We start from the raw sequence: 24,645 nt of genomic DNA on the forward strand, positions 1-24,645 counted from the left end.
CCTGGCACATCACTTGCGGCATGAAAGTGCCGTTGAAACAGACAGACAAACAGGCTGGGCCTGAACAGGATACTGGAGGATACGATGAAATTCTTCGTCGACACCGCGGAAATCAACGACATCAAGGAACTGCACGAAGCAGGGCTTCTGGATGGCGTGACTACCAACCCGTCGCTGATTGCGAAATCCGGGCGAGACTTCAAGGAAGTCATCAAGGAAATCTGTTCGATCGTGCCGGGGCCGGTTTCGGCTGAAGTGGCAGCGACGGACTATGACGGCATGGTCGCCGAAGGGCGCGTTCTGGCAAAGCTCGCCGACAATGTCGTCGTCAAGGTGCCGCTGACGCTTGATGGCCTCAAGGCCACCAAGACCTTCGCCTCCGAAGGCATCAAGATCAACGTCACGCTGTGCTTTTCGGCCAATCAGGCGCTCTTGGCGGCCAAGGTCGGCGCGACCTATATCTCGCCGTTCATCGGCCGGCTGGACGATATCAATATCGAGGGTATGGAGTTGATCGAGCAGATCCGTGTGATCTACGACAACTACGATTTCGACACCGAGATTCTGGCTGCCTCGATCCGCACGCCAAATCACGTGACGCAGGCAGCCATGGCCGGCGCCGACGTTGCAACCATTCCACCGGCGGTGATCAAGAAGCTTGCTGCGCATCCGCTGACCAATGCCGGCCTCGAGAGCTTCGTCAAGGACTGGAAGTCGACCGGTCAGTCGATCCTTTAGGCGGCAGGCGCACAGCGTCTTCCGCGTTCGATGTCCTAGCAGGCATCGGCTAATCAAGCGCCGGGCACCCGACAGGGCGCTCGGCGTCTGTGTTTCAGTCTCCCGGCCGCGTCAGGAAAAGCAAAATGGCAGATAGCGAACTTGCAGCGCGCATTCGTTCAGCGCTTGGCACTATCGAGATCCCCGGCGGCGGGTCTCTTGCCGATTATGGCGGGCTTTCCGAAATCATCGTCACGCCATCGGCGGTGGCATTCGCGATCTCGGTCGGCAAGGGCATGGAAGCAGCGTTCGGCCCGGCGCGTGATGCTGCCCACAAGATTGCCGGCGAAATCGCCGAGGGCCGCAAGGTGATGGTTTCGCTGACGGCGGACCGGGCACCAGCGAATAGCGGCGGCGGCCAGGCGCCTGCCTCGGGCCGCGGGGCGCCGCCGGCGCGTGAGCGGGTGCCGGGCATTCGGCATATCGTCGCGGTGGGCTCGGGCAAGGGTGGCGTTGGCAAATCCACGGTTGCCGCCAATTTCGCGCTGGCAATGCGCAAGGCGGGGCTGCGCGTCGGCCTCCTCGACGCCGATCTTTACGGGCCGTCCGTTCCGCGCCTCTTGGGACTTGAAGGCAAACCGGCGGTGCGCGAAGACGGGATTTTCACGCCGCACGAGGCGCACGGAATCAAGGCGATGTCGATCGGTGCGATGCTGGAGCCTGGCCAGGCTGTTGTCTGGCGTGGCCCGATGGCGACATCTGCACTACGGCAATTGCTTCGCGAGACGGACTGGGGCGAACTCGACCTGTTGGTCGTCGATTTGCCGCCCGGCACCGGCGACATTCATATCTCGCTGTTGCAGCAGGTGCCGCTATCGGGCGCCGTGATCGTTTCGACACCGCAGGAGCTGGCCTTGATTGATGCCCGCAAGGCCATCGACATGATCAAGCGCATGCAGGTGCCGGTGCTCGGCATCATCGAGAACATGAGCCATTTCATCGCTCCGGATACCGGCACACGCTATGACATTTTCGGCACGGGCGGTGCCCGGCAGGCGGCCGCTGATCTCGGAGTTCCGTTTCTCGGCGAGATCCCGCTGGTCATGGCGATCCGTGAACTCTCGGATGCAGGAACACCGGTAGTGGTCTCCAATCCGGAGGGCGCCGATGCGCAAGCCTTTAGCGCCATCGTCGCGACAATCCTCGAGGAAGCGCCGGCATTGCGGCCTCAGTAGCGCCCTTGAAGGAACCGCCGGTGCTGCGGAACATTATGTGAACAGCATTCAAGAATGAGGTTCATGTGTCATGTCCGACATCAATCCGAAATCGCACCCCGAGTCCAATGCGGAAAAAGATCCGGATGAATGGACGACTGGTGAAGAGCCGATGACCGGCGCACAGGCTTCCTATCTCAAGACGCTGTCGGAGGAAGCACATCAACCGGACTCGTTTGACGAAGGCCTGAGCAAAGCCGAGGCTTCCAAGCGCATAGATGCCTTGCGCGAGACGTTGGGGCGCTAGACGACTAACTGAGAGCCGGCAGACGGGCCGCGAGAAGCGCCTTGGTGAGATCGTGGGCGGGGTTGTCGAAAATGTCTTTCGGCGTTCCCGCCTCGACGATCTCGCCAGCCGACATCACCAACACCCGGTCCGCAAGATGGCGAACAGATTCGAGATCGTGGCTGATCAGCAGATAGGTCAGCCCGAAATCGTTCTGTAGCTTCAGCAGCAATCCGAGGATTTCGGAGCGCACCGACACATCGAGCGCCGAGACGGGTTCGTCGAGGATAAGGAATTTCGGGCGCGTGATCAAAGCACGGGCGATGGCCAGCCGCTGGCGCTGGCCGCCCGAGAATGCGTGCGGGTACCGGCCCAGCATGTTGGCGGATAATCCCACAGCTTCGATGGCTTCTACCGCTCTTGATCGACGCTGTGCGGCATCGAGGTCTGGCAGCAGCCGTAGTGGCTCCATCAGCGAGTCGGCGACGGACATGCGCGGATCAAAGCTCGAGAACGGATCCTGAAATACCAGCGAGATCTGGCGGCGCAAATCGGCTGCGAGATTGCTGCCATAGTGCACACGCCCGAGGAAGCTGATCTCGCCTGAACTCGACGGCTCGAGTCCGGCCAGCATCTGGGCAAGCGTACTCTTGCCGCAGCCCGAGGGCCCGACAAGCGCGGTGAACGCACCTTCAGTGAGCTCCAGTGATACCTTGTCGACCGCCACAGTGATACGCGGCTTGCGCAGGAACCCCTGCCGCTGGGAGTACTTTTTGCTAAGCGCCCGGGTCGCCAGTAGTGACTGGCGTTGAGGGCGTGACTGCGGCAGGCGCACGAGCCTTGGTGTGTCGGCGTCGACCAGACGGCGCGTATAGCTCTCGCGCGGATTTTTGAAAACTTCGGCGACCGGCCCGTGTTCGACGACCCGCCCGGCCTGCATCACCACGACCCGCTCGCACAATCGCGCAACAGCGCGAAGATCGTGGCTGATGAACAGCAACGCCATGCCACGGCTGCGGCAAAGCTCATCGAGCAGATCGAGTATGCGTGCCTGTGTAATGAGGTCGAGCGCGGAAGTCGGCTCGTCCGCGATCAGCAATTCCGGCCTCTTCGCCAGGGCGATTGCAATCATCGCGCGTTGACGCTGGCCGCCGGAAAGCTGATGCGGATAGCGCTCGGCGAAGCCTCTGTCGAGATCGACCTCTTCGAGAAGCTGGAAGATGTCACCCTCGACGCCCGACAGCGTGAGCGCCTCGCGGATCTGGTGGCTGATCTTCATCAGTGGATTGAGCGCCGTCATCGGCTCCTGGAACACAAACCCGACGCGTTCAGCACGCAGCCGAGCCCGCTCCCGTTCGTCGCGGGGCAGTGGCTGGCCGCCAAAACGGATGCGGCCGCCCCAGCGCGCCGTATCTGGCAGGAGCCCTGTTGCCGCAAGCGCCGAAAGCGACTTGCCCGATCCACTCTCCCCGACGAGTCCTAGCCGCTCGCCCGGTTCGAGAGCGAACCCGACATCGCGGACGGCGCGCATATCACCAAAACTGACCGTGAGGCCGTCGACCTCAAGCAACGCCATTGCGGGTATCCTGTGAGCGGAGGCGAGGGTCGAGCAGATCGCGCATACCATCGCCGGCCAGGTTGAGTGCGATCACCAGAATGACAATGGCGATGCCGGGAACCAGCGACAGAAACGGGTGCAGGATGAACAGCGCCTGGGCATCGCGCAGCATCAGGCCGAGGCTTGTATCTGGCGGCTGCGTGCCCAGCCCGACATAGCTGAGCCCGGCTTCTGCGAGAATGCCGAGCGAGAGCTGTATGGTTGCCTGCACGATGACCAGCCCGGCAATATTGGGCAGGAGGTGCCGTAGCGCGATCTGCCAGTTGTCGAGCCCGGCAAGCCGCGCAGCGCTGACAAACGCCATTGGTCTTATGGCGAGGGCTCCGCCGCGTGTAACACGCGCGAACACCGGAATATTGAAGATGCCGATTGCGATGATGGCGTTGACGGCGCCGGGGCCGAACAGCGTGGTGATGAGGATGGCAACGATAAGCGCCGGGAATGCGAAGATGAAATCGGAGACCCGCAGCACGGCCCATTCGGCGCGTCCGCGAAAGCCCGCAGCGACGAGTCCCAGCGGCACGCCAATGCCGGCGCCGATGAGAACGGCTATGGCGGCAACGAAAAAGCTTGTCAGCGTACCGCGCATGATGAGCGACACCATGTCCCGCCCGAGGTGATCGGTGCCGAGCCAATGCGCTTCGCTTGGTCCCAGGAAACGGCGCCCGATATCGATTTCGGTGATCGGGTAGGGCGTCCAGACCAGCGACAGCATTGCGACTATGGCGAATATCAGGGAGAGGGCGGCTCCCACGACAAAGCTCGGATGCTGCCATGCCTTCATGGCCGGCCTCCGGTGCGCACACGCGGGTCAACGAGCGTATAGAGCAGGTCGGTGAGCAGCATGGTGGCGGTGACGGCAACGATCAGCACCATGGTGATGCCGCGTACGAGAACCAAGTCTCTTTCCAAAATTGCGGCGAGGACCAGCCGGCCAAGCCCCGGAAGGTAAAAGACGTTTTCGACGATGATGACGCCCGAGATCAGGAAGGCGAACTGCAGGCCGAGAATGGTGATGACGGGCAGAAGCGCATTGCGCACGCCGTGCCGCCATAATGCTTCGCCGCGCGTCATGCCCTTTGCCTCAGCGGTGCGGATGAAATCCTGCCCGCTGACCTCGACAAGCGCTGTGCGCATCACCCGTGCCAGAATTGCCGCCTGCGGCAGGGCCAGCGCCAGGCCAGGAAGGACGAGGCTTCGTGCCGCGCTGACCGGGTCTTCCTGCCAAGGAATGAAGCCGCCGGTTGGTAGCCAGCCGAGCATAACCGCAAACACCAGAGCGAGCAGCAGGCCAAACCAGAAATTGGGGATTGCAATACCGATTTGCGCCAGCACCATCAGCGCCGTATCGGCGGGCCTGCCGCGCCGGCGCGCTGCCGCTATACCGAGTGGCAGGCCGACCGCGACGGAGATCACCATGGCCACCCCGGCAAGCGGCAGCGTCACCCAGATACGCTCAGCGATCAATTCGGCCACGGGGGCGCCCTGCGTGTAGGAGATGCCAAAGTCACCCTGAAGCATGCCCCATAGCCAATCGCCAAAACGCTGCCATGCCGGGGCGTCGAACCCCATCTGCGTGCGCAGGCTCGCAACGGCCTCTGCACTGGCATTGATGCCGAGAATGAACCGGGCCGGATCACCGGGGAGCAGATCGAGAAGGACGAAAACAACCAGTGCCGCGACCAGCAGCGTCGCCACGAACCCGGCGATACGGCGAATGGCGATGCCCGGCATCTATCGGCTCCGCACGTCGGCGCCGATCATTCGCTCCAGCGTAAGTCGCGCAGCACAAGGCCTTCGATCGGGGAGTCCTGCCACATGCCTTCAAGCCCAGCCCGCCACACGCCGGTCTGCGCCAACTCGAACAGATAACCGTTGACGGCGTCCTCGGCGAGGATGCGCTGCGCCTCTTCTGCAAGCGTGCGGCGCTCGGCGTCGTCGGTCGTGGTGTTGAGGGTCTCGATCAGCTCGCGGAAGTCCGCATTGTCGTAGCCGAAATAATAGTCCGGATCGGCGTAGATGCCGATATCGAAGGGTTCGACATGGGCGACGATCGAAAGGTCATAATCGTGGTTGGTCAGCACGTCCTCGAGCCACTGCGCCCATTCCACGTTGATCAGTTCAAGCGTGATGCCGATTTCGGCGAACTGGGACGCCAAGATCTGTCCGCTCTGGCGGGCATAGCCCACCGGGGGGAGCTTCAACGTGGCGCTGAAGCCGTCTTCATATCCGGCCTCTGCCAGAAGAGTGCGCGCGCGCTCGAGATCGTACGGGTAGGTCTGCGTCAGATCGACGTAGAATGGGTGATGCGGCGCGAAATGGCTGCCGATCGGGGCGCTGTAGCCATAGGTCACGCCCTCGATCAGGGCGTCACGGTCAATCGCGTGCGCCATTGCCTGGCGCACCTTGAGGTCACTGAACGGCTCGATGCGATTGTTGGTCGCCAGCACTACTTCGCCCTCGGTGGTGCCCACCAGGACCTGGAACTCCGGGTTATTGGCGAACACTTCAAGCGCCTCGGCAGCCATGTTGTTGGTGCCATCGACTTCGCCAGCGAGAAGCGCGTTGATCAGCGTTGCGGTATCGCCGATGAACTGTATCGTCGCCCGTGCGAGCGGCGGCCTGTCACCCCAATAGCTGTCGAAGCGTTCGAGAATAACCCGGCTGCCGCGATCCCATTGAACGAAGGCGTAGGGGCCAGTGCCGATCGGCAGTGTGGCGTTGTTTTCAGCGCTCTCGGACGCCACGATCACCGCGTCGCCGCGGCCAATGTCGAAGAGGAAGCGCCCGGAGGGCTGCGCCAGGGTGAACCGCACAGTCTGCGGGTCTTCAACCTCGACAGCCTCGATCACCTCGTAAAGAGATTTCTGCGCGTTGGTGCTGTCATCCGCGAGTATGCGCTCGAAGGTGAAAGCGACGTCGTCCGCATCGAAGGTCGAGCCGTCATGAAAAACCACATCCTCGCGCAGGCTGAAGACGTAGCTCAGCCCGTCATCCGAGATCGTCCAATCGCTGGCAAGGCCTGGCTGCACCGACCCATCGCGATCGATCCGCGTCAGCCCTTCGAAGATGTTCTGGTAGGTGACGATATCGATGGCTTCGGCAGCGCCGGCTGTCGGATCGAGGGCGGGAGGCTCGAGCGCCACGGCGATGGTAATGTCGTCGGCCTGCGCAAACACAGCGGTCACGCCGGTCAGCAGCAGCGTTGCGCTCACCAGAAGTGTTGCAATCGAGCGCATGACATATCTCCCCGTCGCCTTCGGTCAGTGGGCGCCTTATAGGCCATCACCGGGCCCGTGACCATATGCGCTGCCTGCCGTGCACGGGAGATCGCTCGTCCGGTCAGGCGTAACGATCGACCTTCATCAGAATCGGTGGAGGCTCGGGGCTGTCTTCATTGCGGGGATAAAGGCCGCTGCGGCGGATTTCATCCCACATCCGCTCGACCGTGTCCGGGGCGTCCTGGCCCGTATAACGGGCCGCAATCGCCTCGACCCCCGAGACCTGGCTGGCGCTCGGGGTATAACCAACGGGCCAAGCGACGGCATAGCCGCTACGGGTGGCGTCCGTAGGCGTTGCGGCCGGCTGCGGGGCCGGGTCCTGCTCCTGTGCGGGGCGCTGTTCGGGTGTGGTGACCCAACCCGGCATCACCGGGGTCGCCTGAAATGAAATCTCCATCGGTTTGCTCCGCGGATCGCGTTCCAGCGGTGTCGTTGGAATGGCGATCGATATAGCACCTCATGCAGTCGTCCGGTTTGCATATTGTATAGTGTTTCACTATCGTCAATTTATTTTGGGAAAGTAATTTGAGGATAATTAGGAGTATTGTAGATCATCAATTGAGTTCTGTTTTTATTTAATTTTGCGGCTCAAGGGATTTACTCATGGGGGATTTCGGGGCTGCGCTAAGCCGGCGCAATGCAGGTTAAGGCCTTCCTCCTTTGTCGCACGTTTAGGAACGTGCTTGCTGAGTGGCTGTTGAGGTGCCGCTATCACCCGAGAGGACCCAGCACATGTTTCACCACTCTTCCAAGCTCCAGTACGAAGTGCGCGTCGATAAGCCAAATCCGCAGTTTGCCAACCACCTGCAGCAGGCCATCGGCGGCATTGAAGGCGAAATCCGCGTTGCGATGCAGTACTTCTTTCAGGCGATGGGCGCCCGCGGCGACGCGAAATATCGCGACATGCTGATGATGACGGCGACTGAAGAACTGTCCCATATCGAGTTTCTCGGCCACGCCGTTGCACTGAATCTCGAAGGGGCTCCGGCCAACATTCAGGAGAAGGCCGCAGAGGACCCGGTGGTCAATGCCATCCTCAGCGGCGCCAACCCGCGGCACATCTTGTCTTCGGGCCTGTCGGCGATGCCGGTGAATGCCAATGGCGTGCCGTTCGACATGAGCCATGTCTATGCCACGGGCAATCTCGGCGCCGACATGCTGGCCAATGTCACGGCGGAAGCAGGTGGGCGCGTGCTGGCGAGCCGGCTCTACAACATGACGGACGATGCCGGCATGAAGGACATGCTGTCCTTCCTGATCGCGCGCGACACCATGCACCAGCAGCAATGGCTGGCGGTGATCGAGGAACTCGGGGGCATGGAAAAGCAATTGCCGATCCCGAACTCCACGCCAACGGAGAACGAGGCCACCGAGCACTCGTACTACTTCCTCAACACCTCACTCGACGAGCCGACGCCAGAGGGGCGTTGGACCTCCGGCAAGTCGCTCGACGGCCGCAGCGAGTTTTCGGTGGTCGACAAGGTCAAGCCGCTGGGACAGAAGCCGGACCTGGGCAAGGCGCGGCCGGACTCGGGCGCGCAGAACGAGCAGATCGGCTAGGCCGAATTTCAATGGCTCCCGCCATGGCGGGAGCCATTCTTTTACCCATCGCGGCCTGTATGTGTGGCGCCTGGGGTATCCTTCTTGATGGACGACTTCATTCCAGCCCCTTGGCGGGCATGCGCCCGCCACAACTTTCGGCGCGCATCCGCCGGCTCGAGGTCTGCGTACTTGCCACCAGAGAATTTCGGCCAGTCGAGCGCAAGGCCATTGCTCACGAGTTCTGCCGCAAGGTCGCGTCCATCGGGCAGAAAACACTGCGCCACCACCCGGTCATAAGACTGTTCGGGTCTGAGGTGTGCGGTGATCTGTTGGCCCCTGCACAGTTCCACCAAAGCCCATTTAGAGCGCTTGCCCCATGGATGGTCGAGTTCTGGGGCATCGATTCCGGCGAGCCGAATACGGACATTATCGATGATGATTGTATCGCCATCGATGACCCAACATGGCCCCTTCAGGGTGAGGGGCGTAGCCGCCTGGCGGGGCTGCGGTCTCGGCCTCGGACGTGATGGTGCGCGGTATGGCCGCATGGGGGTAGGGGCCGGTTGCGAGGCGGAGGATCGGCGCGGGAAGAAGACCCGTATCAGTAACCGAAACAGATTCATGAATTCCCCTATGCAACCGGCGCAACGCAACTTCCTCAGCCGCAGTCTCGCCCAGATCTTCGAAGTCTGGAAGCGGTGCAATTCTTTGAGGATTGATGACAGTTAACGAGGATGCGGTATTCGCTGCGGCGATAATTTATGCACGGCTTGAATGCCCTCGAACGCTTTGACTTCACCAGGCGACGCTTCCGAGCTTTTCAGGAACCCAGCGCAAGGTCCGGCGTTTTTCGCGAGACTGAACAATATCAAAGGGTTGAATGATGAAAGTCCTTCTAAGCACCGCTCTTGCCGGCCTTCTTGCTGCAGCGCCAGTGGCGATGGCACAGGATGCGAACAGCGCTATCGGCTATGTGACGCCGGAGACGACGGACTTCGTTTTCTCCGAGCTCGAAGGTGAGGATGTCGACAACCTTCAGGGCGAAGAGATCGGCGAGATTCACGACATCATCGTGCGCGATGGCACGACCGTGACCGCTGTGGTGATCAGCGTCGGCGGGTTTCTCGGAATCGGCGAATCCTATGTCGCGGTCGATCCGGCTTCGCTGACGATCGAGCAGGAAGATCCCGATGACGACGACGTGGACTGGGAAGTGACGCTGGACATCGACCGGGCCAGCCTAGAGGCGGCACCGAAGTTTGAATATGAGGGGCGCTGGGACGACTAAGGCTCTCGTTCCAAAGACCCAAAGAGCGCCGTGGCAAAAGCCGCGGCGTTTTTTATCGTCGCTCATGCAGATTGGTGATCCCGGCGGGATTCGAACCCACGACCCTCAGATTAGGAATCTGATGCTCTATCCTGCTGAGCTACGGGACCACGCGATGCCCTCAATACCAGAGCATGAGCGGCTGGCAAAGACCTGAACAGTCAATGCATGAGCCGGTCGATGCCCGCCTCGTCCTGCCAATGGGGCGGGACCGGCAACAGCAGGCGGCGTTTGAGCGCGCGGATGCGGTCCTGAGCAGACTCGACCTCCCAGATATGCGGGGCCAGTTGCGGGAGCGGCACACCATCATCAAGAGCGCTCTGCATGTCATCAAACAGTTGAGCAATCCGATCGCGTTCGCTTTCAAGAAGCGTATACACGGCCTTGTCGCGTTGCTTGAGGTCGCGCAGGCGGGCCTGGTGTTCTGCACGCTCCCACGCCTTTTGATCGAGTGTCTGCGCCAGCCTTCCATCGACAAGAGCGGGAACACTGTGCACCAGCACGTCGTCGGAAGCGAAGGCTGCCGTCAAACGATCAAGGCTGAACTCGTTCTCGAAATCGCCGGCCAGTTCGTCCGCTATGCGGTCAAGCACCAGTGCGCTCAGCGCTTCTGCGTCCATGTAAGGGTCGCTGCCGAGGCCATCATAGAGAATGAAGAGCGCCTTATGCCTGATATAGGCGTAGAACAGGTCTTCGCGGTGTTCGTCGCGCGCCGCAGGCAGCTTGTTGACCCGAATCGACATGGCCTGGCTCAAATGCCGTTCGGCCTGGCCGCGAACATAGGCAGAGGCGCCTTCAGGACTGCGCCGATGCAGGCCCGCCAGATCAGGAAGCGTCGGCAGCAGTCGACGCCGCTTCGGCCATGGCCATTTCATGTTGCACCCAGCGGGCTACTGGCGGGCAGTAGCACTATGGCCGCGTGCAACATTATCCATTCCCCTCCAGGCGGACCGCGCGGGCCTTCGTCACGGCATCGGCCAGTGTGTAGCGGGTACGGCTAACATAATCGGGCTCGAGATCCTCGCCCTCCTGATCAGCCTCCCACTGACCGCGCCGATTCAGCAGATACCCCTCATAGCGCACGACCCAGGCGTTATTGCCGCGCCACTCGACAAAAATCCGGTCCTTGACGCAAAAGCTGCGTGTCATCAGCAGCAGCCCGGTCAGTTGCTCGTTAACCCCGGTCAGGCGCTTCAGCTGCGCCTGCAGGTCAAGCGACTGCGCTTCGGAACTGCGCCACTGGTTGAACCAGCGCTCCATCTGCAACCAGCTCTGATCCCGCTTTTCGCGCAACAGCCTGATGGTGGCCGCCGCTTCGCGCAGCACCTGGCTGGTGGCAGAGCGTTCATAGACATGCTCGGGGTGGCTCTCGACGAACAGCAGCGTCGCCTCGACCCTGCCGAGCGTGCCATCGATCATGTCCGGTTGCACGCCGCCCTTTTGCTGCGCCACCGCCTTGGCGAACTCGCCATCGCCATGCAGAATTTGCTCTGCCGAGGGCGCATCCCGGCGCGGCGGAGGGCCCGCCGCAGCATGGCCCGACGGGCGCCCGGCTGAAGCAGGTGGCGGCGCGATAGACGGAGCGGGGTGCTCTGCGGCCTGCGAGAAGGGTTCGAGATCTCCGGTCAGGGCCGCTTCAACGGCGGCCATTGCCGCTTCAAAGACGTCATCCCCTGCAGGAGTTGCGGGAGGTTTCTCGCTGGGGAATCGAAACGGTGGCGGCTCTGGTGGAGGGGGTGCAGAAAAAGTCTCGGCAGCGAATGCTGCGGCGAACTCGTCTGGCGCTTCGGTTTCCTCGACCTCTTCCGAGAGGTCTGGTGCGCGCTCGTCCTCGGGCTCAGCTTGCGCGGCGCCGGGGCGCGGTTGCGCGCCCTCTGACTCCGCGGCCGCCTCGATCAGCGCGTCGATGCCGGCCAGGTCGTCGTCTAGCCGCTTGCCGTTCTCACCGCTCATCGCGTCGCCTTCCTGATAGGGCCGGTGACGCTGATTGATGAAACCCGGGCTGAAGCTGAAGGCGCGCGGTCAGGATACATGTCCGAACTTGCGCAGGACGCGGCCGACCACCTGGATCTCATCGAGATAGAGGTGCCGCGGTTCGTATTTCGGGTTGTCCGAGATCACCTGGACCATCGGGAACTTGTCATCGGCGTTGGCGATTACCTCCAGCCGCTTGACCACGATGCCGCCGAACGCGTCATTGAGAGCGTAAATGCCATCGGGCGATGGCAGGCGGTGCCGCGTGTCGATAACGGCCACGTCACCATCGAGGAGTGTCGGCACCATCGAATCGCCCTGGATCGGTACGAGCGCGATGTTTGTCGGCGGTACGCCGCCAAGTGCCATAAGGATGACCGGCGGGACGCGCCAATAATCGGTGACCTCGCCGGTGCCATTGGCATCCTTGCGCGCCGGGGGGCCGCTTGCACCGGATAGCGCCTCGCCAAGCATTGTCAGGCCATCGTCATCCTGCCCCTGGTGGTCGGCTCCATCTGCTGCCGTCACCGCGGTCTCGTCGTCCGGCGCCTCTTCCGGGTCACCGAACAGCTCCGCCTCGATAGCGGAATGAAAATCGGGCTGCGGATCGTGCCGGGGCTGTTGCGCAGGTTGTCGCGCCGCCGGCTCGGGCGCTCGCGAGATACTGCGCGGATCAATGCGCGGCTGCGGCTCGATACGCGGTGCGGCGTCAGCAGCGCTTGTTTCTGGTGCGGGTGGCTCGGGCTCTATGCTGGGGGCAGGGGCTGCAGCCGGTGGGGGCGCTGCCTTTTGCACTGGGGCTGCAGGTGGTGCCGCGGCCTGCCGTCTTGCCTCTGGCTCTCGGAGGCGCGGCGGGGCGGGGCGCTTTTCTGGCGCACGGCGCGATCGCACCGGCGGGTCCGGCGCATCCGTGCCGACACGGTCCTGACGAAAATGCAGCCGCCAAACCGCAAGGAAGGCCCGCTCGAGCTCGCGTTTTCCCGAGTGGCGCAGAAGGTAAGCCACCTGATTGACAGGGTAGGTGGACGGCTTCTCCCCGAATGTGAACCAGCGATCGAGGCCGGCATCGACGCGGCTGATCTGGGTCAGAAGCTCGTCGCCATCTGCCTTGAGCCCGGTTTCCGCCAGAGTGTCGACAGCGTCCGATTGGCGAGCCTGTTCCCGCAATGCCTGGGCTGCGCCAGGTGTAAGCGGCGGCGTGTCCCGGAGGCGATAGATGACCGCAAACAGGGCATTGATCGCTGCCTCGGAAACATGGCTGGTGGCAGTCGCACTCATGCGTCGCGCCCATCGGTTCGGAAATGGCGTGAGACTGCCAGCGGTGCCGCGGCCCGGCAATGCGGCGAGATCTGCTTGCGCATATGTGTGCGACGATGCGTTCGCATACTACCTCCTGGTCTTGCGGGTAACACTAAGAACAGGATTTCTCCAGTCAGAAATAGCGCGTGGCGTTGCGGAATGCTCTCTGCAAAGCCTGTCGGTGATCAAATGAATGCCGGTCACAGTTCAGCACTACATTTTCAAAACGACAACCCATACGTCCTCCTACATCTGACTTAGCGGTCTTCGATCGCTTCAGGTTTTACCGGACGAGACCATGTTTGGTAACAAAATCCACACGTTAAACCCTTATGCCCACTCCCGGTTCAACGGGCAAGGAAGCGTTGATGCTGTTTGACCAAATATCGTTACTGCTTGCCCTGGGCTTTTGCGCTGGAGCGCTTGGCGTGACCTTGCTGGGAGCTTGGTACGCGTCGCGTTCGGACATCTTCCTGCTGTATCTGGGTGTCGGGGTGATGTTGCTGGTCATCGGCATTGCGGTGTTCAGCAATTACGCGGAACATTACTCGGCAGAGCGCCATATGGTGGCGTTCGTGATGCTGATCCTCGGTTTCTCGGCGATATGGGGCAGCGCGCGACGCTTTATGGGACGCAGGAGCGTTCTGCGTTTCACTCTCGTCGTCGCAACGCTTGGCACCTTCTCGGCGGCGCCATTCTTTATCGCCGGGTTTGATGGCTTGGGGGCCATCATCGCCAATCTCTTGTGCATGGCATTTCAGATCGGCACCGCGTACGAATTCTGGCGCGGCCGGCGTGAGGCTCCTGTGCCCATGCTCGGCGTGGGCGCGCTCTATCTCGTCAATGCCACCTCTTTCGGTTTGTGCGCACTGGCTCTGATGCTGGAAGGCGACATGGTGCTGGCCGGGGCGCCGTCGAACCGGGCGGAAGATCTAAACGCGCTGATCTCGATTTTTTCGATGAGCGGCATCGGCGCATTGTCGCTTGCGCTCAATCAGACGCGGCTCGCCCGGCGGCACCGCGATGAATCGCTGACGGACGCCTTGACCGGACTGCTCAACCGCCGTGCGCTGTTTCAGCGCCATGAAGGAGTGCTCGAAAGCGGGACGGTGGTCCTTATCTGCGATCTCGACCTGTTCAAGGCCGTTAACGACAGGTTCGGCCATGCAGCCGGCGATGTCGTCTTGATGGAGTTTGCTGAGACGGCGCGTGCCTGCCTTGCCAATGCCAAGGATGCGGTCAGCGCCCGCCTCGGCGGCGAAGAATTCGCATTCGTCTATAACGCGGACAATACTCCACAGGCTGTCAAAATCGCCGAGCGTGTGCGCGAAGCGGCCGCCGCTCAGACCGTTCAGGCGGGCGAGCACATTATTCGTTTCACGATCAGTGCCGGCCTCGCCATCGCCAAGGATGGCGAACGCTTCGAAACCGTTCTGGACCGGGCGGACGCTGCACTTTATAGCGCCAAACGCTCCGGCCGGAATCAAGTCTCGCTTGGGACGTTGCACCTCGTGGCCTAATGGCGTGGCAGTTTGGCAACGCAAGCGGATAAGCACGCTTTTTGGCGGCGCTGCACCTTGTTGTGAGGCGCGGCTTAATCATTTCTTGCCGTATTCTGAGCTATGGTAAATGCAATGTTGAAGGAGCAGACGTGCGTGGACTGACGGCAAGCGGCGTGGCAATTGCCCTGGCAGCGATGATCTCGCCGGCTGATGCCTGCGAATCGCTGCAGCCGGGACCGCGTGGCGTCGTGACCGAGGTGACCGATGGCGACACTGTCGTGCTCGACAATGGCATCGTTGTGCGCATGATCGGTACGCAGGCACCAAAACTTCCGCTCGGGCGCGAGGGGTTCGAGGCCTGGCCGCTGGCCGGCGAGGCCAAGCACCATCTCGAGGAGATGGTATTGGGCCAGGCGGTAACGCTGCGCTATGGCGGGGAACGCGTAGATCGCTATGACCGTGCCCTGGCGCATCTCTTCGTTGTCGATGAAAGCGGGCAGCCAAAGCTGTGGGCGCAGCAGCAGATGGTGGCCAACGGCATGGCCCGGGTGTACTCGTTCCCGGACAATCGCCAGTGTCTCGACGAGTTGCTGGCCGCCGAGCGGCAGGCCCGCACGGACCGGCTGGGGATCTGGCAGAATCAGTATTACGCCTTGCGCAGCGCCGAACAGCCGGAACGGCTTTCCGATCTGGCAGGCCGCTACGAGCTGGTGGAAGGCCGGGTGCTCAAGGCGGACCGTGCAGGCTCGCGTATCTACCTCAATTTCGGTCGAAACTGGGATTTGGACTTTACCGTGGTGATGGAGCGGGCAGCCATAGCAATGTTCGAGGAGGCGGGACTTGATCCGCTCGCGCTCGAGGGCGCTCTCGTGCGGGTTCGCGGGTGGGTCGACGATTGGGATGGGCCGCGCATCGAGGTCACACATCCCGAGCAGATCGAGGTCCTTTCGACACGATGATCCGCGCACCCAAGTCAAACAGAGCGCGCCTGATGGCGCTTGCCCTTGCCATTGCGACGCTGAGCGGCTGCACTGGCCTGTCGGGCGGGCAGGTGACCGTGACGAGGACCGGCGACAACCCGGCCCCGACCGTTGTGCCGCCCGGAACCGAACCCAATGATGAAGTGATCGGACGGCGCGAGCATCCGCGCATTCTTGCCTCCTATGGTGGCGTCTATTCGGACCGCAAGGCCGAGATCATGATCGCGCGGATCGTCAGTCGGCTGCTTGCCAGCGCCGATCAGCCGAATGCGCAGTTCCAGGTGACGGTTCTCGATTCGCCCGAGGTCAACGCCTTCGCGCTTCCCGGTGGCTATATCTACGTCACGCGGGGGCTTCTGGCGCTTGCCTCTGATACCAGCGAGCTGGCAGCGGTTCTGTCGCATGAGATCGCGCACGTGACCTTGCGTCACGCGCGCGCGCGCACCGACCGCACACGGACGAACGCTATCGTTGATCGGGTGATGACGGCGATTTTCGGGGAAGACGACGAGACGACGTCGGGCCGGTCACAGGTTTCGATGGCCGCGTTCAGCCGGCAGCAGGAGCTCGAGGCGGATTCAGAGGGCATCAAGATCGCCGGCAAGGCGGGGTATGATCCTCATGCCGCGGCGCGCTTTCTTGGGGTGATGAGCAGGTTTGCCCGGTTCTCCAGTGGTTCGGCGACCAGTGGCGACGACTTCTTGTCCTCGCATCCATCGACACCGGAGCGCATCTCGAAGGCTGTTGAGCGTGCACGGGCCTTGTTCGGCGCGCCCGACAGCAATCAGGCGGCGGGGCGCAGTGACTATCTGTCAGCGATTGACGGGCTGACCTTCGGCGAGAACCCGAGCCAGGGCTCGATTGTCGGGCAACGATTCATCCACCCTGGTGGACGCTTCACATTTACGGTGCCGCAGGGCTATTCGCTCGAAAACTCCAGTAATGCGGTTGTTGGTGTTGCGGGCGATGGCGAAGCCGTGCGCTTCGATAGTGCCGAAGTGCCTTCCGACGTCTCTTTGGTCGATTATCTGCGTTCGGGGTGGATTGCAGGGCTTGAAGCCAATTCCGTGCGCTCCGTGACGCATAACGGCATCGAGATGGCGACCGGAACCGCGCAGACCGACCAGTGGCATTTCCGCGTCTCGGTGGCGCGGCTCGATGGCGAGGTCTATCGCTTCATCTTCGCGGCGAAGGCCGACAGTCAGCGCTTTGCCATGGGCGCCGAGTCAACGCTCGAGAGCTTCCGGCGTGCGACGCCTGCCGATCTCAGCGGCATCAAGCGGGTCAATATCACGCTGGTGACCGCAAGCGCCGGGGATACCGCGGACAGCCTTGCGAGACGAATGCAGGGCCTCAACCGCGGGCAGGAGCTGTTCTATATCCTCAACGAACTCTATCCCGGCGATCCGGTAACAGCCGGTCAGCAGTACAAGATCGTGACGGTCGACTGACCTTGCCGGTGGCACCCAGGCAATAAAAAAAGGCCGGCTTCGCGCCGGCCTTGATTCTTCTCTAGCTTTCGCCGATCAGGCTGCAGCTTCCTCGTCGGTCGCATCTGAGCCATCGGACTTCGTGCGGCGCGGGCTCTTGGCGAGGTTCTTTTCAATCAGCTGCACGGCCTCGGTGAGGGTCAGCTTGTTGACGGCGGAAACCTCGCGGCTCATGCGGTCCATGGCCTGTTCGAACAGCTGGCGCTCCGAATAGGACTGCTCTGGCTGGTCGTCCGACCGATAAAGATCGCGCACAACCTCGGAGATCGAGATCAGATCGCCGGAATTGATCTTTGCTTCGTATTCCTGTGCACGGCGCGACCACATGGTGCGCTTGATGCGTGCGCGGCCGGTGACGGTATGCAAAGCCTTTTCGACCATGTCCTCATCCGCAAGCTTGCGCATGCCGACAGACTTGACCTTGGTGACGGGAACCCGCAACGTGAGCTTGTCCTGTTCGAAGGTGATGACGAACAGTTCAAGGGTTAGGCCCGCGACTTCCTGTTCTTCGATGGCGACAATGATGCCGACGCCATGCGACGGGTAAACGATAGATTCGCCCGTCTTGAATCCAAGTCGCTGGACAGACTTCTTGGCTACCATAGGGAACTCCTTATTGACGCCCCGAAGTGAACGTTACCGTGCGGGTCGGTCGTCCACCTTTACTCACTGTGCTCCTGTGCCGGAGCCTTGATGCAGCACAAGGCGCGCACGTCCGGTCCGCTTGTTTCCGGAGTTCGCGCATCGATTTAGGTGATCCTGTCAAAAAAAACGTGCCGGGACGGCACAGGTTGGCAATGACGAGCTTGGCTGCATGTGTGTCCTACATAACACATATTTTGTGCAGAATCAAAACTGTCATAACAGCGCCAATGGCGGGGCCGAATCGACCCCGCTGACAGAACTTTCAAGACCGCATCAGGTCTCGTACGGCGCCAGGCGGCGCCGCACAGCATCAAAACTCAGTCGCCTTCGCCGGGCTCTTCCGAGAAGTATTTCTCGAACTTGCCCTCTTCGCCGTCGAATTTTTCGGCATCCGCGGGAGCATCACGTTTCTCGGTGATGTTCGGCCAGACCGACGCGAACTTGGTGTTGATCTCGAGCCATTTGTCGAGGCCGCTCTCGGTGTCGGGCTTGATCGCCTCGGCCGGGCATTCCGGTTCGCATACGCCACAATCGATGCACTCGTCCGGATGGATGACGAGCATGTTCTCGCCTTCATAGAAGCAGTCGACGGGGCAAACCTCGACGCAGTCCATGTATTTGCACTTAATGCAATTGTCGGTGACGATATAGGTCATGTGGGCGGGCCGTCTAACGGTGCGGACAATCGACCGGCAAGGCGAAAGCCTCAAGGGTCGTGTGGTTGCTAACGTGTTTTGCCAGGACCCGCAAGGCCGTGGCTTGGGCGCATTGCCTCGTGGCAAAGGCAATTCCCGGAAAAACATTCCCCATGCGAATTTCGGTCCGCGACGTGTCCGTGACTAATCGTTGTCGCCGCTGTCGCGCAGTGCATCGGTCTGCCGGCGCTGCTTCTTGGTCGGACGGCCCCAGCCGGGTGGGCGTTCGGCGATCGCCGTCTCGAAGGCGCTGCGCTCGTGTTTGGGCGGGGCCGGCGGCGAGATGTCCTCGTAAAGCGTTTGTGCTTCGCTCGCCGGGCCTCGCCGGGCGCCAATCGCAAGGATCCGCCAGACGATGACGTGCGCGCGCAACTGCATGGTCAGCACGTCGCCGGCTCCGACCTTGTGGTCGCTGTCGAGCACACGATCGGAATTGACCCGGACGGCGCCCGACTCGATAAATTTCTGCGCCAGGGTGCGGGATTTGACGGCGCGCGAAAAGAACAGGAACTTGTCCAGCCTCTGTCGTTGCGCCGCCTCGGTCAACTAGTCTGACTTCCCCGATTTGAGCGCGGCAAGCGCGGCGAAAGGCGAATCCGGATCAAACGCCGGTTCACGGCGCTCGCGCGGCGGGCGGCCCTGATTGGCGTCGTGGCGTTGCGGCTTTCCCTTGCCACGGCGCTTGTCCGGCCGGCCGCCTTCACGAGCCTCGCCCGAGCCGTCGCCACGCTGTGGCTTACCCTGCGGGCGATCCTGGCGGCGCGCTTGCCCCTCTCTGCGGGGCTGATTGTTGCGCCGGCCTTCATTGCGCCGTCCGCCCGGGGACCAGACTTCGTCGAATTCCGGTTCTGCGGGCTTCGCGTCGGTCTCTGGTGCAGCGTCCGTGGCTGCTACAGGTGGCTCGGCGGCGGTATCCGGTGCGGTTTCGACGGCGTTGTTGTCTTCGGCGCTGAAAGCGGCCGGCTCACCAGCGGTCGCAACATCTTCCGATGCGGCGGAGGGAGCCTCGGCTGTCGGTGCTGGTGTTTCACCTGACGTGCCGGCTGCGGCCTCAGCCGGCTGGGCCGGTTTCGGTGTGCGCCGGACCCGGTAGCCGAGCGAGGTCAGAATGGAGGCGAAGTCTTCGCCCGAGCAGCCGAGCAGCGAGGTCATCTCGACGGTGACGCGGAAGCCATTGCCTTCAGCCGCGCCTGCCGGCAGTTCGCCTTCGTGCGGCCGGTTGGCATCGAGCGCGATCAGCGGGCGGATGATGTCGGCGAGACGTTCAAGGATGTCGACGCGAACAGCACGCTTGCCTGCCACCTTGAAGCCGGCAATCTCGTAAAGCTTCGGCGCGACTTCGGGGTCGATTTCGATGCTGGTGCGGCCCGACAGGACAATATGCGGCAGGTCGGAAACGCCTGGCTGGCGTACGCCACCGTTCTTGAGGGCATAAAGGATCAGCGCCAGCTCGCGCGGCGCCGGCTTCAGGCTCATCGGTACGTAGATATGGTAGGCGCCGAATTTGACGCCGAGCTTGCGCAGCTTGCCACGCACGTCCTGATCGAGTGCCTTGACCTCGTCCGCGACCTGCTGGCGCGGGATCAGGCCGAGATGCTCATAGAGCTGGTAGGCAATGCCGCGCGCCGTGCCCTCGAGATCGGCGGGTGCTTCAAGTGCAACGACCGGTTCCAGTACGGTGTTGACGTGGTGGCGCAGCCACAGCCCAAGACGATCCTGAACACGCTCCAGCTCGGTGCCTGTCAGCGCTTCATCCGCAAGCACGAGAACGCGCGGGCGCAGAAGGGTGTCACCCTCGACGATTTCGCCGACGATCTCGCCGCGCCAGCGCAAGCGGCCATCGGAGGCCAGCACGAACTCTTCGTTCGGCGCACCGGACAGACGGTCGGCGCGATTGCGGATCTCGGGCGCCACTGCCTGCTCGGCGGCAGATTGCAGCGCCTTGGCGTCTACGCCGCCCTCTGTCCGTGCAAGCGTGAAGCGGAAGCCTTCGAGAGTGCCGATAAGGTGGCCTTCAAGGCTCACTTCGCCGCGGTCGTTGATTTCGGGAGATGCCATACGTCTGTCTTTCAGGTGACGGATGAGAACGCTGGTGCGTCTGTCGACGAAGCGTTGCGTAAGCTTCTGATGCAGCGCATCGCTTAAACGGTCCTCGATGTCACGTGTCTTTTCACGCCAATGTGTCGGGTCTTGTAGCCAATTCTTGCGGTTGGCGACAAATGTCCAGGTGCGGATCTGCTTGATCCGGTAGGACAGGGTGTCGATGTCGCCGCTGATATTGTCGCAGAACCGCACCTGCTCGGCAATCCAGTCCTCACCAACGCTCTGCCTGCGAATCAGATCGGTAAAGATGCGATTAACGATCTCGCCATGCGCTGCCGGCGAGATGCCGACATAGTCCGGCGTCTGGCACACTTCCCACAGCAAAGCCACCGAATCCCGGCCTTTCGCCAGCTGCCCGGCTTCGTGGCGGGTGGCAAAGTCGAGCGCCTGCTGGTCGGTCGCAATGGGGACACGGGTCAGCGCGCGATGGTCCGGCGACCGCTCAAGGCTGTCGCGCAAGGCGTTGAGTGAGGCAAAATTCAGTTGATTGTTGCGCCATTGCAGCACCTTGACCGGCTCGAAATCATGCGTTTCGAGCGCTACCACCAAATCATCCTCAAACGGGGCGGCCCCGGCGGTCACTCCAAAAGTGCCGTTTCGGGCATGCCGGCCGGCGCGACCGGCGATCTGGCCGAACTCGGAAGGGGTCAGCGGCCGGGTCTGGCGGCCATCGAACTTGGTATCGTCGGCGAAGGCCACGTGGTGGATATCGAGGTTGAGCCCCATGCCGATGGCGTCGGTTGCGACCAGGAAGTCGACATCGCCATTCTGGTAGAGATCCACCTGGGCGTTGCGCGTGCGCGGCGACAGCGCACCCATGACGACGGCGGCGCCGCCGCGTTCGCGCCGGATCAGTTCGGCAATGGCGTAGACCTGGTTGGCAGAAAACGCGACGATGGCGCTGCGGGCCGGCTGGCGCGAGGTCTTTTTCGAGCCGGCATAGGTCAGTTCGGAAAAGCGCGGGCGGTGAATAATTTCGGCGTTCGGCAAAAGTGCCCGGATCATCGGGGCCATGGTGGCCGAGCCCAGCAGCAACGTCTCGCTGATGCCGCGGGCGTTGAGGATGCGATCCGTGAAGATGTGGCCGCGGTCGAAATCGATCGCCGTCTGGATCTCGTCGACCGCAAGGCATTCGACCGGCATACCGACCGGCATCGCCTCCACTGTCGCCACCCAGTAGCGCGGCTTGGGGGGCACGACCCGTTCTTCGCCGGTCACCAGGGCCACCGCATGAGCGCCGACCCGTTCGGCGACCCGTTGATAGACCTCGCGCGCCAAAAGGCGCAGCGGCAAGCCGATCATCCCCGAGGAATGCGCCAGCATGCGCTCAATGGCGAAATAGGTCTTGCCGGTGTTGGTGGGCCCAAGGATCGCCTTCACCGAAGGCTGCGTGAATAAGGTCATCGAGGCCCAATGTAGGCATGAAGCGAACAGGATTCGAGTGTCCCATGAAAGGACAGTGTGCGCGACCTTTTTCGGGCCGATATTAACAAACGAAACGAAAAGAGAACAAACTCGGACCGAATCGATGAGAATCACCGAATCCGGTTTTGTTCCACACCAGATATAGCGGTGTGATCACCGGCCACTGCACTAGACGCCGACAGGGACTCCCAAAACCGGCCGAAATGCGCCGCAAAGCGTTCAAACATCTGAACAAGCGGTTAATTGCCAGCGATTCGACGCTCTTCATGTACAAATGGTTGCCGCGACAAGCCGAAGAAAACTTTGAGCGTTAACAAAGAAAAGCCCGCGTGATCGGGCTTTATCGAGAGCGAATTTACAAAGTTTTCCGTTGACGTACCGATCCGGGACAGTGCCTCTGCCAGGCGAGCTAATTGGTCAGGCTGGTCAGGACCATCGACAGATCGCCAGCGCCTGTGCCGATCAGTGCCCGATAGGGAACGAAGTAGCCGGTCTCGCCGAGCGGGGCGTACCACAGCAGAATGCGATCAGTGTCGGCGAGGTAGCTGGTGATTTCGGAATTTTCGAAATGGCCGGAAATCGGCCGGTAGTCGAGCGTGCAGAGGACAACCGGGCCCTGATAGCCGGTGCGGGGAGAGGTTGCCTCCTCCGTGCGGGCGAATCGCATCGCCACGTCGAAGCGCTCAATGCCGGTGAAGATCCGCAGGTTCTGCTGACATACATCGGCAGACAGCGCTGGAGCCCGTATGACGAAGGCAGACAGCATATCCTGGACGCCCGTCAGATGCCGGCGCTCGAGCGGTACGCGGTCGTAATCCGGGATCGGTGGTTCGACCTTGAAAGCGGTGACGCCGCCGCCCGCATAATCGACTGACACATCGAAGGTCTCGCCGCCGGCGCGTGTTGCGAGTTCGAAGTGCTGCGAGTTGAGATCGTTTCCACTGATGGTCCCTTCGGCGCTTGCGCTGGCATTGCCACGGGCGACGAAGCTGCCAAGTCCGGCAACTTCGGCGCTGGCATCGAGCGAGTAGCGTCGGTTGTCGTCGTCGAGATCGACGCTGACCCGGGCAATGTTGATGCCCCCGAGGGTCACGATATACTGGGCGTTGGCGGAGACCTGCGCCGACGCTGCGGCGGTGCCGGCAAGAGTGGCGAGCGGAATGAACAGGGCGAGAAAAGCGAGGCGGGCCAAGGGATAGTCCTGCGGGCTGATCTGGGGGACGGCGCGGCATTGCTGTCGCCCCTATGGCGAATCAGCTACAGGACAGAGGGTAAGACTGAGCATGACACTTGCAAGTCAAACCCGGGTCAGTGTGCGTTCACTGGCCGCAAAGCTTGACGCGCCAGGCGCTTTTCTCTATCTACGCGCTGGATTTCACGACACAACAAGCCCGTCGCGGGGCTCGATCCCCGCCTGTACGGCTGTTTGCAACAGGAAAAGACCATGGCACGGCGCTGTGAACTGACCGGCAAAGGCGTTTTGACCGGCAACAACGTTTCCCACGCGGTCAACAAGACCCGTCGTCGGTTCCTTCCCAATCTGGTGAAGGTGACCCTGCAGTCCGAGGCGCTCGAGCGTCCGGTGAAGCTGCGGGTTTCCGCTGCGGCTCTGCGTACCGTTGAACATCGCGGTGGGCTCGATGCGTTTCTTTTGAAGCAGGCTGATGCCGATCTGTCGCCTCTGGCGCTCGGCATCAAGAAGGAACTGCGCGCTACTCTCGCTTCCTGAGCGCGCCGGTTCTCTCATCTGAATTGGATCGCGCGGTCCATCGGACCGCGCGGTTTTGTTTGCGCGCTTAACCGTGCATTCTCGGTGTGTCTGGTCACCGGAATTACCGCCAGATGTCCCGCCCCGGTCTTTTGCCGGCAAGCGGATGATAGAGGTGCATTGTCATGCTAGCTCGCTTCATGGTGGCGCTCGCCGCCATGGTCGCGGTGGTTGCCGCGTCCAATTTTCTCGTCCAGTTCCCGGTTGAAGCCCAGCTCGGCGCGATCAATCTCGCCGATGTGCTGACCTGGGGCGCCTTCACCTATCCGATCGCGTTTCTCGTGACCGACCTCACCAACCGCCATTTTGGGCCTCGCCAGGCACGGCTTGTGGTGCTGAGCGGCTTTGCGGTAGCTGTCCTGGTTTCGATCTGGCTTGCAAGCCCGCGTATCGCCATTGCCTCAGGCACGGCTTTCCTCCTGGCGCAATTGCTCGACGTGTCGATCTTTGACCGGCTGCGCCAATCAGACTGGTGGCGGGCGCCGCTGGTATCTTCGGTGCTCGGCTCGGTCCTCGATACGCTGTTCTTCTTCTCGCTGGCGTTCGCGCCAGTATTTTCCGGGCTCGATACCGCCTTCGGTCTCGAAGACGGCTCGCTCGGCTTTCCTGCGCCACTGCTTGGCTTCGGGCCGGAAGTGCCGCTGTGGGTGTCGCTGGCGCTCGGCGATTTCCTCGTCAAGCTACTCGTCGCGGCGGTGCTGCTGGCGCCTTACAAGGTGCTGCGTGGCATGATCAGCGATCGTTCTGCCGTGGCTGCCGCTTGAGGCTTACGGCTCGGG

24 protein-coding genes and 1 tRNA gene are annotated in these 24,645 nt (G+C 61.9%); 10 read left to right on the forward strand and 15 right to left on the reverse strand.

Annotated features, from left to right (window positions below; translation table 11 throughout):
• Positions 1-84 precede the first annotated feature (84 nt).
• The 3 genes from fsa (at position 85) to IE127_RS11455 (ending at position 2,238) form a co-directional block, all read left to right on the forward strand.
• Positions 85-738: a fructose-6-phosphate aldolase gene (gene fsa, locus IE127_RS11445; RefSeq protein WP_189425795.1), complete on the forward strand. Its 654-nt coding sequence runs from the start codon at positions 85-87 to the stop codon at positions 736-738.
• Between the two features lie 125 nt (positions 739-863).
• Positions 864-1,952, forward strand: coding sequence for an Mrp/NBP35 family ATP-binding protein (locus IE127_RS11450; RefSeq protein ID WP_189425796.1), 1,089 nt, complete (start codon positions 864-866; stop codon positions 1,950-1,952).
• Between the two features lie 70 nt (positions 1,953-2,022).
• Positions 2,023-2,238, forward strand: coding sequence for a DUF3072 domain-containing protein (locus tag IE127_RS11455; protein WP_189425797.1), 216 nt, complete (start codon positions 2,023-2,025; stop codon positions 2,236-2,238).
• A 4-nt stretch (positions 2,239-2,242) separates the two neighbouring features.
• Here IE127_RS11455 and IE127_RS11460 read toward each other — a convergent pair whose 3' ends face one another.
• From IE127_RS11460 to IE127_RS11480, 5 genes are all read right to left on the reverse strand, one after another.
• Entirely contained in the window at positions 2,243-3,793 is a 1,551-nt protein-coding gene (locus IE127_RS11460) for a dipeptide ABC transporter ATP-binding protein (protein ID WP_189425798.1), read from the reverse strand.
• Positions 3,780-4,619, reverse strand: coding sequence for an ABC transporter permease (locus IE127_RS11465; RefSeq protein WP_189425799.1), 840 nt, complete (start codon positions 4,617-4,619; stop codon positions 3,780-3,782). The genes IE127_RS11460 and IE127_RS11465 overlap by 14 nt, the downstream gene beginning before the upstream one ends.
• Complete coding sequence (locus IE127_RS11470; protein ID WP_189425800.1) at positions 4,616-5,569, reverse strand: ABC transporter permease; 954 nt, start codon at positions 5,567-5,569, stop codon at positions 4,616-4,618. The genes IE127_RS11465 and IE127_RS11470 overlap by 4 nt, the downstream gene beginning before the upstream one ends.
• Before the next feature lie 26 nt (positions 5,570-5,595).
• Positions 5,596-7,074 carry an ABC transporter substrate-binding protein gene (locus IE127_RS11475; protein ID WP_189425801.1) on the reverse strand — a complete coding sequence of 493 codons (1,479 nt, stop codon included), beginning with the start codon at positions 7,072-7,074 and terminating at the stop codon, positions 5,596-5,598.
• A gap of 103 nt (positions 7,075-7,177) precedes the next feature.
• Complete coding sequence (locus tag IE127_RS11480) at positions 7,178-7,513, reverse strand: hypothetical protein (RefSeq protein WP_189425802.1); 336 nt, start codon at positions 7,511-7,513, stop codon at positions 7,178-7,180.
• Positions 7,514-7,848: 335 nt separating this feature from the next.
• On the opposite strand from IE127_RS11480, the gene IE127_RS11485 reads away from it, so the two are divergent.
• A complete protein-coding gene (locus IE127_RS11485; RefSeq protein ID WP_189425803.1) occupies positions 7,849-8,676 on the forward strand; it encodes a manganese catalase family protein in 828 nt (275 codons plus the stop codon).
• Positions 8,677-8,717: 41 nt separating this feature from the next.
• Here the strand turns inward: IE127_RS11485 and IE127_RS11490 are convergent, their stop codons facing one another.
• Positions 8,718-9,281: a thermonuclease family protein gene (locus IE127_RS11490; protein ID WP_210310479.1), complete on the reverse strand. Its 564-nt coding sequence runs from the start codon at positions 9,279-9,281 to the stop codon at positions 8,718-8,720.
• 260 nt (positions 9,282-9,541) lie between these two features.
• On the opposite strand from IE127_RS11490, the gene IE127_RS11495 reads away from it, so the two are divergent.
• The gene (locus tag IE127_RS11495; RefSeq protein WP_189425804.1) at positions 9,542-9,946 is read left to right on the forward strand and encodes a PRC-barrel domain-containing protein; all 405 of its coding nucleotides are present in this window, start codon (positions 9,542-9,544) and stop codon (positions 9,944-9,946) included.
• A gap of 72 nt (positions 9,947-10,018) precedes the next feature.
• Here the strand turns inward: IE127_RS11495 and IE127_RS11500 are convergent.
• The 4 genes from IE127_RS11500 to IE127_RS11515 form a co-directional block, all read right to left on the reverse strand.
• Positions 10,019-10,095: transfer RNA gene (locus IE127_RS11500), tRNA-Arg, on the reverse strand.
• Between the two features lie 51 nt (positions 10,096-10,146).
• Positions 10,147-10,860: a hypothetical protein gene (locus tag IE127_RS11505; protein ID WP_189425805.1), complete on the reverse strand. Its 714-nt coding sequence runs from the start codon at positions 10,858-10,860 to the stop codon at positions 10,147-10,149.
• 52 nt (positions 10,861-10,912) lie between these two features.
• Positions 10,913-11,938 (reverse strand): hypothetical protein, encoded by a 1,026-nt coding sequence (locus IE127_RS11510; RefSeq protein WP_189425806.1) that lies wholly within the window; start codon positions 11,936-11,938, stop codon positions 10,913-10,915.
• A gap of 69 nt (positions 11,939-12,007) precedes the next feature.
• Positions 12,008-13,237 carry a S24 family peptidase gene (locus IE127_RS11515; RefSeq protein ID WP_189425807.1) on the reverse strand — a complete coding sequence of 410 codons (1,230 nt, stop codon included), beginning with the start codon at positions 13,235-13,237 and terminating at the stop codon, positions 12,008-12,010.
• 389 nt (positions 13,238-13,626) lie between these two features.
• On the opposite strand from IE127_RS11515, the gene IE127_RS11520 reads away from it, so the two are divergent.
• The 3 genes from IE127_RS11520 (at position 13,627) to IE127_RS11530 (ending at position 17,191) form a co-directional block, all read left to right on the forward strand.
• Positions 13,627-14,778, forward strand: coding sequence for a GGDEF domain-containing protein (locus IE127_RS11520; RefSeq protein WP_189425808.1), 1,152 nt, complete (start codon positions 13,627-13,629; stop codon positions 14,776-14,778).
• Between the two features lie 131 nt (positions 14,779-14,909).
• Entirely contained in the window at positions 14,910-15,719 is an 810-nt protein-coding gene (locus IE127_RS11525; RefSeq protein ID WP_244640136.1) for a thermonuclease family protein, read from the forward strand.
• Between the two features lie 32 nt (positions 15,720-15,751).
• A complete protein-coding gene (locus IE127_RS11530; protein WP_189425809.1) occupies positions 15,752-17,191 on the forward strand; it encodes a M48 family metalloprotease in 1,440 nt (479 codons plus the stop codon).
• Positions 17,192-17,266: 75 nt separating this feature from the next.
• On the opposite strand, the gene IE127_RS11535 is transcribed toward IE127_RS11530, so the two are convergent.
• The 5 genes from IE127_RS11535 to IE127_RS11555 form a co-directional block, all read right to left on the reverse strand.
• A complete protein-coding gene (locus IE127_RS11535; RefSeq protein WP_189425810.1) occupies positions 17,267-17,833 on the reverse strand; it encodes a CarD family transcriptional regulator in 567 nt (188 codons plus the stop codon).
• 359 nt (positions 17,834-18,192) lie between these two features.
• A complete protein-coding gene (gene fdxA, locus IE127_RS11540) occupies positions 18,193-18,531 on the reverse strand; it encodes a ferredoxin FdxA (RefSeq protein WP_189425811.1) in 339 nt (112 codons plus the stop codon).
• A 183-nt stretch (positions 18,532-18,714) separates the two neighbouring features.
• Positions 18,715-19,116 (reverse strand): RNA-binding S4 domain-containing protein, encoded by a 402-nt coding sequence (locus IE127_RS11545; RefSeq protein ID WP_189425812.1) that lies wholly within the window; start codon positions 19,114-19,116, stop codon positions 18,715-18,717.
• The gene (locus tag IE127_RS11550; RefSeq protein WP_189425813.1) at positions 19,117-22,077 is read right to left on the reverse strand and encodes a helicase-related protein; all 2,961 of its coding nucleotides are present in this window, start codon (positions 22,075-22,077) and stop codon (positions 19,117-19,119) included.
• Positions 22,078-22,507: 430 nt separating this feature from the next.
• Positions 22,508-23,290, reverse strand: a complete 783-nt coding sequence (locus IE127_RS11555) for a DUF3108 domain-containing protein (protein WP_189425814.1) — start codon at positions 23,288-23,290, stop codon at positions 22,508-22,510.
• 252 nt (positions 23,291-23,542) lie between these two features.
• Here IE127_RS11555 and rpmB point away from each other — a divergent pair, with 252 nt between their 5' ends.
• Together rpmB and IE127_RS11565 are read left to right on the forward strand one after the other, a co-directional pair.
• Complete coding sequence (gene rpmB / locus IE127_RS11560) at positions 23,543-23,827, forward strand: 50S ribosomal protein L28 (RefSeq protein ID WP_189425815.1); 285 nt, start codon at positions 23,543-23,545, stop codon at positions 23,825-23,827.
• Positions 23,828-23,991: 164 nt separating this feature from the next.
• A complete protein-coding gene (locus IE127_RS11565; protein WP_189425816.1) occupies positions 23,992-24,630 on the forward strand; it encodes a VUT family protein in 639 nt (212 codons plus the stop codon).
• The last annotated feature ends 15 nt before the right edge of the window (positions 24,631-24,645 follow it).

The sequence above is a fragment of the Devosia pacifica genome, from assembly GCF_014652635.1.
GTDB lineage: Bacteria > Pseudomonadota > Alphaproteobacteria > Rhizobiales > Devosiaceae > Devosia > Devosia pacifica.

Coding starts and splice junctions, on each gene's coding strand:
- IE127_RS11565 (WP_189425816.1), top strand. CDS start 23,992: ATGCTAGCTCGCTTCATGGTGGCGCTCGCCGCCATGGTCGCGGTGGTT.
- rpmB (WP_189425815.1), top strand. CDS start 23,543: ATGGCACGGCGCTGTGAACTGACCGGCAAAGGCGTTTTGACCGGCAAC.
- IE127_RS11450 (WP_189425796.1), top strand. CDS start 864: ATGGCAGATAGCGAACTTGCAGCGCGCATTCGTTCAGCGCTTGGCACT.
- IE127_RS11455 (WP_189425797.1), top strand. CDS start 2,023: ATGTCCGACATCAATCCGAAATCGCACCCCGAGTCCAATGCGGAAAAA.
- IE127_RS11480 (WP_189425802.1), bottom strand. CDS start 7,513: ATGGAGATTTCATTTCAGGCGACCCCGGTGATGCCGGGTTGGGTCACC.
- IE127_RS11490 (WP_210310479.1), bottom strand. CDS start 9,281: ATGAATCTGTTTCGGTTACTGATACGGGTCTTCTTCCCGCGCCGATCC.
- IE127_RS11550 (WP_189425813.1), bottom strand. CDS start 22,077: ATGACCTTATTCACGCAGCCTTCGGTGAAGGCGATCCTTGGGCCCACC.
- IE127_RS11505 (WP_189425805.1), bottom strand. CDS start 10,860: ATGAAATGGCCATGGCCGAAGCGGCGTCGACTGCTGCCGACGCTTCCT.
- IE127_RS11520 (WP_189425808.1), top strand. CDS start 13,627: ATGCTGTTTGACCAAATATCGTTACTGCTTGCCCTGGGCTTTTGCGCT.
- IE127_RS11475 (WP_189425801.1), bottom strand. CDS start 7,074: ATGCGCTCGATTGCAACACTTCTGGTGAGCGCAACGCTGCTGCTGACC.
- fdxA (WP_189425811.1), bottom strand. CDS start 18,531: ATGACCTATATCGTCACCGACAATTGCATTAAGTGCAAATACATGGAC.
- IE127_RS11495 (WP_189425804.1), top strand. CDS start 9,542: ATGAAAGTCCTTCTAAGCACCGCTCTTGCCGGCCTTCTTGCTGCAGCG.
- IE127_RS11530 (WP_189425809.1), top strand. CDS start 15,752: ATGGCGCTTGCCCTTGCCATTGCGACGCTGAGCGGCTGCACTGGCCTG.
- IE127_RS11485 (WP_189425803.1), top strand. CDS start 7,849: ATGTTTCACCACTCTTCCAAGCTCCAGTACGAAGTGCGCGTCGATAAG.
- IE127_RS11460 (WP_189425798.1), bottom strand. CDS start 3,793: ATGGCGTTGCTTGAGGTCGACGGCCTCACGGTCAGTTTTGGTGATATG.
- IE127_RS11510 (WP_189425806.1), bottom strand. CDS start 11,938: ATGAGCGGTGAGAACGGCAAGCGGCTAGACGACGACCTGGCCGGCATC.
- fsa (WP_189425795.1), top strand. CDS start 85: ATGAAATTCTTCGTCGACACCGCGGAAATCAACGACATCAAGGAACTG.
- IE127_RS11535 (WP_189425810.1), bottom strand. CDS start 17,833: ATGGTAGCCAAGAAGTCTGTCCAGCGACTTGGATTCAAGACGGGCGAA.
- IE127_RS11470 (WP_189425800.1), bottom strand. CDS start 5,569: ATGCCGGGCATCGCCATTCGCCGTATCGCCGGGTTCGTGGCGACGCTG.
- IE127_RS11515 (WP_189425807.1), bottom strand. CDS start 13,237: ATGAGTGCGACTGCCACCAGCCATGTTTCCGAGGCAGCGATCAATGCC.
- IE127_RS11465 (WP_189425799.1), bottom strand. CDS start 4,619: ATGAAGGCATGGCAGCATCCGAGCTTTGTCGTGGGAGCCGCCCTCTCC.